The sequence below is a fragment of the Pradoshia sp. TA40_28 genome (assembly GCF_059694525.1).
In genome coordinates this window covers 312824-325884 of record NZ_JCATZO010000001.1, presented here as the reverse complement: position 1 = coordinate 325884, position 13061 = coordinate 312824, and the positions used below count along the sequence as shown (strand labels likewise).

The 13061-nt window shown below is 39.5% G+C and carries 12 protein-coding genes; all 12 read right to left on the bottom strand.

Annotated elements, in window-relative coordinates; all coding sequences use genetic code 11:
• Positions 1-263 precede the first annotated feature (263 nt).
• The 12 genes from AC58NB_RS01465 to AC58NB_RS01410 all read right to left on the bottom strand — a co-directional run bounded on the left by AC58NB_RS01465 (position 264) and on the right by AC58NB_RS01410 (position 13044).
• A complete protein-coding gene (locus AC58NB_RS01465) occupies positions 264-1526 on the bottom strand; it encodes a murein hydrolase activator EnvC family protein (protein ID WP_497425029.1) in 1263 nt (420 codons plus the stop codon).
• A gap of 99 nt (positions 1527-1625) precedes the next feature.
• The gene (gene ftsX / locus AC58NB_RS01460; protein ID WP_497425028.1) at positions 1626-2519 is read right to left on the bottom strand and encodes a permease-like cell division protein FtsX; all 894 of its coding nucleotides are present in this window, start codon (positions 2517-2519) and stop codon (positions 1626-1628) included.
• The gene (gene ftsE, locus AC58NB_RS01455) at positions 2509-3195 is read right to left on the bottom strand and encodes a cell division ATP-binding protein FtsE (protein ID WP_497425148.1); all 687 of its coding nucleotides are present in this window, start codon (positions 3193-3195) and stop codon (positions 2509-2511) included. The genes ftsX and ftsE overlap by 11 nt, the downstream gene beginning before the upstream one ends.
• Before the next feature lie 345 nt (positions 3196-3540).
• Positions 3541-3879 (bottom strand): c-type cytochrome, encoded by a 339-nt coding sequence (locus AC58NB_RS01450; RefSeq protein ID WP_497425027.1) that lies wholly within the window; start codon positions 3877-3879, stop codon positions 3541-3543.
• A 59-nt stretch (positions 3880-3938) separates the two neighbouring features.
• On the bottom strand, positions 3939-4811 hold the full coding sequence (locus AC58NB_RS01445; RefSeq protein WP_497425147.1) for a YitT family protein: 873 nt from the start codon (positions 4809-4811) through the stop codon (positions 3939-3941).
• A 198-nt stretch (positions 4812-5009) separates the two neighbouring features.
• Positions 5010-5960, bottom strand: coding sequence for an ABC transporter permease (locus AC58NB_RS01440; RefSeq protein WP_497425026.1), 951 nt, complete (start codon positions 5958-5960; stop codon positions 5010-5012).
• Positions 5957-6886 carry an ABC transporter ATP-binding protein gene (locus tag AC58NB_RS01435; protein WP_497425025.1) on the bottom strand — a complete coding sequence of 310 codons (930 nt, stop codon included), beginning with the start codon at positions 6884-6886 and terminating at the stop codon, positions 5957-5959. Before AC58NB_RS01435 ends, AC58NB_RS01440 begins: the two co-directional genes overlap by 4 nt.
• A gap of 138 nt (positions 6887-7024) precedes the next feature.
• Positions 7025-8126 (bottom strand): peptide chain release factor 2 gene (gene prfB, locus AC58NB_RS01430; RefSeq protein WP_497425024.1). Its coding sequence is split into 2 segments (ribosomal slippage): positions 7025-8053 and positions 8055-8126, totalling 1101 coding nucleotides; the frame shifts between segments, so codons are not numbered across the junction.
• 159 nt (positions 8127-8285) lie between these two features.
• Complete coding sequence (gene secA, locus AC58NB_RS01425) at positions 8286-10790, bottom strand: preprotein translocase subunit SecA (RefSeq protein WP_497425023.1); 2505 nt, start codon at positions 10788-10790, stop codon at positions 8286-8288.
• Positions 10791-11461: 671 nt separating this feature from the next.
• Positions 11462-12010, bottom strand: a complete 549-nt coding sequence (hpf, locus tag AC58NB_RS01420; RefSeq protein WP_497425022.1) for a ribosome hibernation-promoting factor, HPF/YfiA family — start codon at positions 12008-12010, stop codon at positions 11462-11464.
• A gap of 178 nt (positions 12011-12188) precedes the next feature.
• On the bottom strand, positions 12189-12542 hold the full coding sequence (gene fliT, locus AC58NB_RS01415) for a flagellar protein FliT (RefSeq protein WP_497425021.1): 354 nt from the start codon (positions 12540-12542) through the stop codon (positions 12189-12191).
• Positions 12543-12606: 64 nt separating this feature from the next.
• Entirely contained in the window at positions 12607-13044 is a 438-nt protein-coding gene (locus AC58NB_RS01410) for a YaaR family protein (protein WP_497425020.1), read from the bottom strand.
• Between the last annotated feature and the right edge of the window lie 17 nt (positions 13045-13061).

The following is a 13061-nucleotide window of genomic DNA, read 5'->3' as shown; positions in this document are numbered from 1 at the left end:
TCCGAGTTTTTGTTAAAGAAGTTTCTGGTTAAATAAAGTAAATTAGATTACATCCTTCTAAAATGAATACTGCACTAGGTAAGGAATTGAGTTCATCCACCTGCTCCGATAGTTGAATAAGCCAATCTTATACAGTATGTTGATCTTTTGTTATCCCATTAGTGACATCTATACAAAAACCATCAAAATGATAAAAATGCCTATTATAACAAAAAAAAACGCAGTTCCCATTAGAACTGCGTTTTTTGTTCATTTGATTCAGCTTACATACCGCTTAAATAGTTAAGTGGATCGACAGCATTGGAGTGTGAAGCTGTCCATGGACCCACGTATAGTTCAAAGTGTAGATGCTGTCCATAAGAGTGACCAGTATTACCCATAAGACCAATTTGTTGGCCTTGGCTCACTGTAGCACCTTCAGAAACATTTCTAGATCTTAGATGGGCATAAACAGTTGTGTAAACTTGTCCATCGATATAGTGCGAAATATAAATGACATTTCCATATGAACTGGAGAATGACGATCTTGTTACGACACCAGCGGCAGAGGCTACGACAGGAACTGTCCCAGACTTGGCAATATCAATCCCATTATGGTTTTTACCCCATCTTCCTCCAAATCCAGAGGATACATACCCTGCTGCAGGGCGAATAAATTTACCGGAAATAGCGGCTGGAGCTGATACTGTTTGGCTGCTTCCACTTCCGCTTCCGCTACCTGAACTAGCAGCCGCTTTTTGAGCTTCTGCTGCCTGACGGTCTTTTTCTTGCTGAATCGCTTTTTTTACAGCTTCCGCTTGGCTCGCCAATAATTGATTTTCCTCTTCCAAGCTTAGTTTTTCTTCTTGAAGTTCAGCCTGTTCGGATTTTAAAATAGCCATCAATTTATTTTTTTCGACCTTTTGACCATCAAGCTTTTCGTTGATCGTTACCAGTTCTTTTTTCATGGCATTTAATTTGCTAAGTTTATCTTCGACTTCTTCTTTTTGGGTAACCAATTCAGCTTTATCTTTTTCCTGTTGGTCTAAGATATCTTTATCCGCTTCCATAATCGTGTTGACAGCACCAATACGTTCGATGAATTCGCCAAAACTGCTGGCTCCAAACACAACTTCCAGATAGTTTACTCCCCCACCATTTACCTGATAGGAACGAGCACGCTCTTTCAAGATTTCATTACGAGCTTCAATTCGTTCCTCAGTTTCTTTGATGCTTTCTTTCAAAGACGTAATTTTCTCTTGTGTAGTCGTAATCTGACTATTTTTCTCTTTAATCTTTTCTTGTGTTTCAGTTATCGATTTTTGTAATTTACTAAGTTCTGTTTTTACTTCAGCTTTTTGAGATTCAATTTGATTGATCTTACTGTTTGCGTCTGAAATATTGGATTCCACAGCTGATTTCTTTTCTTGGATGTTGTTCTTCTTCTGTTGTAAAGAATCAATAGATGCTGCCTGGACACTGCCACCAAATAGGCTGGCAAACCCCAACACAAAAACCGTGTTTAATGCAACAAGAGACTTCTTCACTGGACTTTCCCCTTTCATACCTAGGTAACGCACAATTGTCTTTTCTCTGTATGTAACCCCCTTGTGAAAGGGGGCGCAATTGTTTTAATAAAATTAGAATTATATTTTCAAAAACTTACGAACTGACATTAAGCTTCCCCAAACTCCGATCAAAGCCCCAAAAAGGACAATTAGGAGGGAAACCTGCCAAATAAACGGATTATAAGCAAGTAAATCCATATAATCAACGGTCAAGGCAGAGGCGAAATTGTCATAAAGGTATTTATAGCCTACTGCAATAAGTGTGATCGGAATAATAGACCCCATTATGCCAAGCCATAAACCTTCCAAGAAGAACGGCCAACGGATAAACCCATTTGTTGCACCGACTAATCTCATAATTTCAATTTCACGTCTTCTCGCAAAGATCGTTATCTTAATTGTATTGGAAATCAGGAACATCGCTGTAAATAGCAAAGCTACAATTAAGATAATTCCCACATTCCTGGACGTATCCACAATCGTAAACATCTTTTCTACGAAGCCTTGTCCATATTTAACAATCTCTACTGATTCCATTTTCTCTGCTTTTTCAGCAACTTTCGCGACATCCTCAGGAAGATGAGTTTTCAAAATGAATACATCGTTCAGGGGGTTATCCTGCTCAAAGAGTTTAAAGGCGCTGCCTTGCTCTCCCATATTCTCTATCAAACTGTTTAGTTCATCTTCTTTTGGGGAAAAAGTAATAGATTCAACCTCTTCCAGTGTCTTCAATTTGCTTTCGAGCTGAGTTCGTTGGTCCTCTGTAGCTGTACGATCCACATGCACACGGACTTCAACATTGCTCTCTATACTTGTAGCAAAGTTATTTAAATTCATCATGATAACAACGAATACACCAACTAAAGATAGTGTGACGGTTACGGCACTGACTGATGCAAATGTCATCCAGCCGTTTCTGCCAATACTTTTGAAACTTTCTTTAACATGGCGGAAGAAGGTTCTAAAGTTCATAACCATATTCCCCCTTCTGTTCATCACGCACAATCAGTCCATTTTCTATCGCGATAACTCTGCGCTGCAATGTATTTACAATCTCTTTATTATGTGTTGCCATCACGACTGTAGTACCAAGTCTATTAATTTCCTCAAAAATCTTCATGATTTCCCATGATGTTTCCGGATCAAGGTTACCAGTCGGCTCATCAGCAATCACGAGTTTCGGTGAGCGGACAATAGAACGGGCAATGGCTACCCTTTGCTGTTCTCCCCCTGATAATTCGGTTGGTACCATACGTACCTTATGCTTTAATCCGACCAAATCTAGTACGTCCATTACCTTTTTCTTAATGGCTTGAGGTTTTTCTTCTGTAACTTCCAGAGCAAATGCTACATTTTCATAGACTGTTAGATTATTCAACAGTTTGAAATCCTGGAAGACTACCCCGATATCTCTTCTTAAAAGAGGTACCTTGGAATTTTTGATGTTAGCGATATTTCTGCCATTGATCATGATTGTACCGCTTGTCGGTTTTTCTTCACGGTACATCATTTTTATAAATGTAGACTTTCCGGCGCCGCTTGGCCCAACAACGTAAACAAATTCTCCTGATTTGATTTTTATATTAAGGCCTTTAACTGCTGAAACGCCATTAGGATATGTTTTCTGAACATCAATCATTTCTATCATGTCGTTTTCACCTTTTTCTACCTTCATGTTGTGTTTCGTACTATATGTTTTATCGACAGAGATGTCGTTATTTCACATTTTTTGATGGATTAAACCATCTTTTGTCACGGATTTATTATAACATCCTAAAATGTCAGAAAAACCACGGATATATTACATTTATATTTCAACTATATTACCTTTTTTGTAAGATAGCGTAAATACCATTATAACAGCACTTATAGTCCTTTATTCACCGGTTTTTTACGCGAAAAATAGTTCTTTTCACCCATGAATATTGAATAATAGGCAAACAGAAACCGGTAAGATTATCTCCTCCGGTTCGACCAATCTCTATTAAAACGATCATTGTTTATTCATTAGCCATTCAGCCACTTTTTCGGCTTGATCCTCTGCAATTAAATCCCCTGGCATAGCAGGTGCCCCATCATTAATAATGGTTTCTATTTGTTGCACAGATAATCGATCCCCGATAGAGGACAATTCAGGACCAATACGTCCCTCAAGAGTATCCCCATGGCAATTCGAACATTTTTGTTCATAAATCTTGGCTGCTTCACTTCCATCATTCGCAATAGAAGCAGGAGCTGACGATGGTTCTTCTTTTCCGGCACCCGGATTAGTTGAACAACCAACAAGGGCAATCATAACAACTGCTATACCAAAATGCAAATAGTTCTTCATAGAAGGCCCCTCCCAATTTAAGGAATTAAACAAGTGTTTGTCCTAATTAATAGCTGTAACTAGGCTTTTGTAAAACCTTCTCCAAGCACCTCGGCTGCATCCATTACGACCACAAAAGCATGCTTATCAATCTGTTGTACCACTTGTTTCAATTTCGTGAATTCGGTCTGATCAACCACGCACATTAATACAGGCCGCTCATTTTCTGTATAACCACCCTGCGCGGTTAATTTTGTTACTCCACGATCCACCTCTTCCAGGATGGCTCTTCTTACATCTACCTCATGATTGGTAATAATCATCACCGTTTTGGATCGATTAATGCCGACCTGAACCAAATCAATCGTCTTGCTAGTTGCATATAAGCCGATAAGAGCATACAGACCTTGCTCAATATCAAATACAATACAAGCAGCCACTACGATTAAACCATCAATGAAAGCAACACATGTTCCTAAAGATAGCCCAGTGTATTTATTAATAATTTGTGCCGCCAAATCGGTACCGCCCGTCGAAGCCTTGCCAAGGAATACAATCCCAAGTCCCAAACCAACACCAATCCCGCCGAACAAGGCTCCCAATAAAGGATCTTGAGTCCACGGAGACCAATCACTGGTCAAAAAGACAACGAAGGGAAAAAAGACAGTTCCGACAGCTGTTTTTATACCAAAATGCTTACCCAGCAATAGAACTCCAGCTATAAAAAGTGGAATATTAAAGGCCCATTGAACAAAGGCAGGCTCCCATCCAAATAAATTATACGTAATCGTACTGATTCCACTGACTCCGCCTGATGCCACTTTTGTTGGCAGTAAAAACTGATTAAAGGAGATGGCCACGATAGCAGAACCTATTAAAACAAATAAATAATCTTGAATGGCATGTAAGAAAGGATGTGTATCCTTCTTAACGTTTCTTTTTTTCTTCACGATTCCAGATGCCTCCGTCCAAACAATTAGTAAAGCATATTCATTCTATACGATATTTCATCATGAAACAATCAAAGACAAATGATGAAGAAAATTCCGACAATGTGTACATCCTTCAAAAAGCATAAAAAAAAACACTCCAAAAGTTAGTTTTTCTCTAACCTTCGGAGTGCAACATCTTTACAGAGTACTTTTTCCTAATCAGATGGATATATCTTTCTTTTGAAAAACCAAAAACGTAATCACAACAAACAGTAAGTAGTAGACAGCTAACACACCGATTGAGAGCCCAACTGTTGCTCCCTCAAACATAGGTGCTGCATCCATAATATATCTTCTCAGGTCTAGATGAGGGAATAAGACAAATTTCAACCATTCGTATCGTTCAACAAGGGACGTGATTAACATATTGATGGTTGAAGAAGCAAACAAAATGAAAACAGATACACCTACTGCGATAGCCTGACTTTTAAACAATGTGCTTAGCATAAAGGCCATCATGTTAATAAGGAGGAATCCAGGTATCCAATATAACATCAACTCAAAAAAGTATGGACCTGCTTCTATTGTTTTGACCATTTCATAATTTGTTGGATCAATCATTTTATCCGTGAAGGATGCTGACCCAAAGAATAGGAGCCCAACGAGGTATCCTACAGCAATTAATACAATAACCATTGAACCCGCATATAATAAAGATGCTATATATTTAGAAAGGAGAACCTTCCAGCGCCGATGAGGTCGGATTAATAATTGCTTAATCGTACCATCAGAGAATTCCGCAGAAACGGATGCGCTGCATATGATAACAGCAAATAGGGTGACAAATGAAGCGATAGATGTAACCCAATTCACCATAAAGGTCCAGCTTGTTTCTTGGTTAGGGTTGATACCCGTATCCAATAATTCCTGACTGCGGGCGATATCTTCCTTAATCCATTCTTTATCCTCTTCAGGAGTATTCGGATTTTCCAGCTCTGCTTGCTGCAAACTGATATTCTCCTCCTGTTCCGCTCTCCAATCATTCGTATCATTAAATGTCTTTACAAGAATGGCACTCCCTACAATGGCAACAATCAAAAAGCCTATAAAAATATACGATGACACTTTAGAGAATATTTTCATCCATTCATTTTTAATTAATGAAATCATACTGGCACCTCCTCCTGTTTCGTAATCTCAAAGAAACGGTCCTCAAGCGTTTTCTTCACGGCAGTAATTTCAAAAACATCCACATCTGCTTCATTTAATTGACGATTTACTTTTGCCACGTTTTCTCGAGTAGCCTGGATTGAAATCATTCTTTCATCTTGTCGAACAATAACCAGATTTGAAAACTGTTCTCTGATTACCTTGGAAGCAGTTAATACATCACTAACAGAAAAGACGACTTCTCTTAAATCCTCTTCTTTTTCTTCTAAGCTATTGTTTTCAATATGTATCAGCTTACCTTTCTCAATAACAGCAAAACGGTCGCACATTAATTGCATCTCGGATAATAAATGAGAGGAAATTAACACGCCTATTCCTTCATTGGCTAGTTGATGTAAATAGTCACGGAATTCTCTTATACCTTGTGGGTCCAATCCATTTGTCGGCTCATCGAGGATTAGTAATTGGGGACGATGCAATACCGCCTGCGCAACACCCAGACGTTGTCGCATTCCTAACGAATAGGTCTTTACTTTCTTATCCATGGCATGGTCAAGCTTTACGAGGCGAGCGACCTCATTTATGCGCTCTTCCGTAATCTTTTCCTTCGCCATACGTGCATAGTGGATCATATTTTTTCGGCCACTCATATACTTGTAAAACTCAGGATTCTCAACAATCGCTCCTAAATCATGCATGGCTCCTTCAAAATCCTCATCCAAATCATGGCCGTTAATCATAACCTGTCCATTTGAGCGATTAATCAGGCTGGCAATCATTCGGATAATCGTAGTTTTTCCCGCACCATTCGGACCGAGCAAACCAAAGATTTCACCCTTTTTAACACTGAAACTAACATCATTGACAATAGTCGTGTTGCCGATTCTTTTAGATAGTGACTTTACTTCAAGAGCTAGTGCATTCATACCATCACTCCTTTTTAAAATTTCATCTATAATCATAACGTATAAATTGGATAAAAGTTACAGAATTTACATAAAAATTGAAAAAACAATAAAAAGACCAGCTAGAATATAGCTGGTCTTAAAGGGTTCTCTATACAATTAAGATAATTTCGAACGTAAATAAGCATCAATGAACATATCCAAATCTCCATCCATGACGGCTTGGATATTCCCGGTTTCGGCACTTGTACGATGGTCCTTTACCATGGAATACGGATGGAATACATAGGAACGGATTTGGCTTCCCCAGCCAATTTCCTTCTGTTCTCCACGAATTTCCGCCAACTCAGCTTCCTGCTGCTCAATTTCAAGCTGATAAAGCTTGGATTTCAACATTTTCATAGCTGTTTCACGGTTCTTGATTTGAGAACGTTCTGTTTGGCAGCTCACCACTGTATTGGTTGGCAAGTGAGTGATCCGAACAGCGGAATCGGTTGTATTGATATGCTGACCACCGGCTCCACTCGCACGATACGTATCAATTTTTAAATCCTCTGTACGGATTTCGATATTAATCTCATCATTAAATTCAGGCATCACTTCACAGGATACAAAAGAAGTATGGCGACGGCCTGAGGAATCAAATGGCGAGATACGTACAAGACGGTGTACGCCTTTCTCTGCCTTTAAATAGCCATACGCGTTATGGCCTCTAATTCCAAGCGTCACGCTTTTAACGCCCGCTTCATCACCTGGAAGATAATCAAGGGTTTCCACCTTGAAGCCTTTCTTTTCAGCCCATCTTGTATACATACGCAACAATAGAGAAGCCCAGTCCTGGGACTCCGTTCCGCCTGCACCTGGATGAAGCTCTAAAATGGCATTATTCTTATCGTATTCTTCACTCAGCAACAATTGAAGCTCGAATGCATTCAATCTCTCAGAAAGCTCTGTTAGCTCGCTCTCCAAATCTTCCTGAAGATCTACATCCGGCTCTTCCTTGATTAATTCAAAGGTTAACTCAAGATTCTCATAGGATTCATTTAACGCATTAAATTCATTAACTTGATCTTTTAACCCATTTGCTTCATTAATAATTCCTTGCGCTTTCGCTTGGTCATTCCAAAATTCAGGCTCGGACATGATTTCATCCAATTCCATGATTCGGGCTTCTTTTTCTTCTAGGTCAAAGAGACCCCCTAAAGTCCGCCAAGCGCTTGGCTGTTTTCTCTAACTCATTACGTATTTCTGCTATTTCCATTTACGTTCACCTCATCTATTTTTACAAAAGCTTGTTACAACAGTTGAATCCTCTTTTCAGGAAAAAGAGAGCCGGCCTAACCTAAAAGCCGTCCCTCTCTATTTAACATATCCTTATTATACGCGTCAACGTCATGTAAAGATACTAATAAAGTCTTACTTATCTTCCATGGCAATTCTTATATTTTTTGCCGCTTCCACATGGACACGGTGCGTTACGTCCCACGGATTCTTCATTGCGTTTCGGTTTTTTCTTCACTGTCTCTTCTTCATCACTCTTTGGATTAACAGCTTGCCCTTTCACAACTTCTTCACGCTCTAGGTTATTGCGGATTTCTGCCTTCATGATGTATTTAGCTACATCATCTTCGATAGAGGAAATCATGGCTTCAAACATCGCAAATCCTTCTTGCTGATATTCATTCAGCGGATTGATTTGAGCATAGGCACGTAAATGAATACCTTGCCTCAATTGATCCATAGTATCAATGTGATCCATCCATTTACTATCTACCGCACGCAATACGATAACTTTTTCGAATTCACGCATTTGTTCGGAAGAAAGTTCCTCTTCCTTCTCATTGTATTTTTCGATGATTTTATCATAAATCAATTCGATTAACTCTTCCCCATCCAGCTCTTTTAATTCCTCAGCATTAAAAGTACCTTCAGGTAAAAGATTGGCATAGACATAATCTAAGAGTCCTTCAATATTCCAGCCTTCACTTTCCACATCTGGCGCAAATGCATAGACATTGCGCTGTAGGGAAGAACGAATCATTGTTTCAACGATTCCACGCAGATTCTCACTGGATAAGACATCATAACGCTGCTTATAAATAATCTCACGTTGTTGACGAAGCACATCATCATATTCAAGCAATTGTTTACGGGAATCATAGTTATTACCTTCAACCCGTTTTTGTGCAGATTCAACCGCTCTGGATACCATGCCGCTTTGAATCGGCTGATCATCATCCATACCAAGACGGGACATCATGCTCTTAATATTGTCAGACCCGAAACGGCGCATTAATTCATCCTCTAATGAAAGATAGAATTGCGTAACCCCTGGATCTCCCTGACGACCGGAACGTCCGCGAAGCTGGTTATCAATACGACGGCTTTCGTGACGCTCTGTACCAATAACGGCAAGACCGCCGACTTCCTTCACACCTTCGCCAAGCTTGATATCCGTACCACGGCCGGCCATATTCGTCGCAATCGTTACAGCACCCGGCTGACCGGCATCCAGAATGATATTTCCTTCACGTTCATGCTGCTTCGCATTCAGGACATTATGCGGAATCCCTTTTTTCTTCAATAATTCAGATACATATTCACTCGTTTCAATGGCCACCGTACCGACAAGTACCGGCTGACCTTTCGCATGACGTTCTGCAATATCTTCAACGACCGCTTTAAACTTTCCTTCCATAGAGGCAAAGATCAAATCTGCACGATCATCACGGACAATGTCTTGGTTTGTTGGAATCGCAATAACATTCATATTATAAATATTACGGAATTCTTCTTCCTCTGTTTTCGCCGTACCAGTCATACCAGAAAGCTTTTCATACATACGGAAGTAGTTTTGGAACGTAATCGTCGCAAGTGTCATGCTTTCGTTTTGAATTTCCAGGCCTTCCTTCGCTTCAATAGCCTGGTGGAGGCCATCGCTGTAACGTCGTCCTTTCATCAGACGGCCGGTAAATTGGTCAACGATGATGATCTCGCCATCCTGAACCACATAATCTACATCCAAATGCATGGAAGCATGCGCTTTTAACGCCTGGTTAATGTGATGATTCAAGGCAACATGACTAATATCGAAGAGGTTATCAATGCCGAACGCCTTTTCAGCACGGCTCATCCCTTCTTCAGTCAGCTGTACACCCTTTGTTTTTTCATCATATGTGTAATCTTTATCCCTCGTTAACGTACGGACAAAGGCATTGGCCTGCATATACAACTGTGTTGATTTTTGAGCGCTCCCAGAAATAATCAATGGCGTACGCGCTTCATCAATCAAAATGGAGTCAACCTCATCGATCACTGCATAGTGAAGTGGGCGCTGAACCATCTGTTCCTTATAGAGCACCATGTTGTCACGTAAATAATCGAAACCAAACTCGTTATTTGTACCATATGTGATATCAGCATTATACGCTTCCTGTTTTTCTTCACGGCTCATGCCGGTAAGGTTCAAGCCGACTGATAATCCAAGGAAATTAAACAATTGTCCCATTTCAGTCGCGTCACGGCTGGCCAAGTATTCATTGACTGTAATAACATGAACACCTTTACCAGTGATGGCATTTAAGTATACAGGCATAGTGGAAGTCAGCGTTTTACCTTCCCCTGTTTTCATCTCAGAAATATTACCTTCGTGAAGAGCAATACCACCCATTAATTGAACATGGAACGGATACATACCAAGTACACGGCGAGATGCTTCTCGAACTACCGCAAATGCTTCCGGCAATAGATCATCCAGTTTCTCACCATTCGCATAACGTTCCTGGAATTCCGCTGTTTTGGCCGTTAGTTCTTCATCAGTTAAACCTTCCATAGAAGATGCTAGTGCTTCAATTTTATTTGCAACCTTATTCAGGCGTTTAAGTTCAGATTTATTAGGGTCAAACAATTTTTTCAAAATCCCCATTTAGCAGTCTCTCCTCTTATTCGTAAAGGGTTCACGGACCCTAGAATGAAAATAATTTTACAATCGTCCAATTTTAAATATCACATTAATAGTAACACTTACAAATGGACAAAACAACAGAAGGCGTACGTGTACACATGATCATTTTGGTTTATTTTTCCTTGAAAATACGCTTTGAGCTGTAATTAAGCCTTAAAAAATAGAAGAGGAAAATTGTTTCGTGAATCTAATCCAGAAAGACGATTTGGAGATAGACATGAATTCGATTGAAATCAGGAGTAGACACTCTTCAAGACTATTTAAATAGCATTTAATATTCAAATCTTTGAATGGCTGTGACAATAGAAAGAGTTATAACTTTATATAGAGTAAACGCAGCAATAACAGAGGAAATTTCTGAGAGAATCGAGCGAAAGCCGAGATAAATGAGTGATAGTCTAATATATATGAGCGGAAAGCTTAGATAAATGAGCGATTTCCTAGTAGTTATGAGCGAAAAGCACAGATAAATGAGCGATTTCCTAATAATGATCGCAATAAAAAGAATAGGAGCGAAATGATTCATAGATTGCTATAATTCCAGCAAGTCAAACATACCCAATCCTATCTTTAAATAAGCAGTTCAAACAAAAGAGCAGCCCCACAGGAGCTGCTCTCTATTATATCTTGAATTAATTTTGAGCTTCGATTAGACCATATTTGCCATCTTTACGTTTGTAAACGATGTGAGTACCATCTGTTTCTGCATCTGTGTAGATGAAGAAGCTGTGGCCAAGCATGTCCATTTGAAGAATCGCTTCTTCGCTGTCCATTGGTTTAAGATCAAAGCGTTTTACACGCACAACTTCTAATTTATCGTCATCTTCTTGCTCAGTGCTGATTTCTCCAGCTGGGAAAGTAAATAATTCTTTACCACTTTCACGAGAACGACGGTTTACTTTTGTTTTATATTTACGGATTTGTCTTTCCAATTTATCGTTAATTAAATCGATACCTGCATACATGTCTGTATTTGTTTCCTCTGCACGTAGGACCAGGTTAGGTAGCGGAATTGTGATTTCAACTTTTGTTGTTTTATCATTGTACACCTTTAAATTAACATGTACGTTAGCATCAGGTGTTTGTGTAAAGTATCTTTCCAATTTTCCGATTTTTTTCTCTACATATTCTCTGATTGCTGGAGTTACCTCAATGTTTTCACCACGAATGTTATAATTCATAAGTGAGTCCTCCTTTTCTACTCTATAACTATTATATTCTCTAATTCCTATAAAAAGTCCTGCGTATCTCGACAATTTATTTATTTTGAAATATTCAGGTTTTTCAGGAATTCATATATAGTATACCCTATTCAACAGAAAAAAAGCACTAGTTCTCATGATAATTCAGTTAAGGTAATCATTTCCTCTTATCGTAATAAACTCCATCCGTCAACATCGCTTCATAAGGATTGGCATATTTTTGATTATGCTGCTTTTGTTCCCGTACCACTTTGAGATCCCGCGCAAGCTCCATTCTTCGTTTCGCCATCGCTTTGGTCAGCTCATCATTCAGTTTTACACATGACTCGCCAAGCTGTTTTTCCTCATCTGTAAAAGGCGGCTGTATATCCTTTTGCAAATGTTCACGAATCATAATGATGTCATCCAGTTTGCTCATAGCTTTCTCGCGATCTTGCTTCCAGCTTACATCACTTAATGATTCAATCGCTTCCTTCGTTACCAAATAGTATTCCCGCAGCACATTCATCATAAACTGAGCTCCTCCGTCCTCTAAAAAAAGCCCTGACTCTCCAAAGGTCAAGGCCATACAACCATCATGTATAAATATTAATAAGCATGCCTTGAATTTCTCCAATCATACTTAATAAACGTATGCTCTTGTCTTCCTTATCCAGGACTTCATTGGTGAGGTCGACCAGCTTTTTATCTACTTCTTTTACTAGCTTATACACTTTCGCGGAACCGCGCTGATTAAAGCCGCGATGCTCCTCTATTTGCAGACTGTTTTTCACCGCATCATCCAAAAAGTCCTTTACAAGCTTTTTATATTTCCGCAAATGATCAATCGATTGAGTTTCACCGAGCCTTTTGCCCTGCTCCTCCACCTCTTGCATTTTTCGTGTCAACCGTTCAATAGTTATGTCACTGCGCCTTGTTCCGATGACTTCTTTAAAGGACACAGAATCCTTCGCTATCTCTTCTTTAGAAGCGGTCTTTTGCAATCCCGTCCTGCCTACACGTTGTACCTCCATGAGATCACCTCAACTTT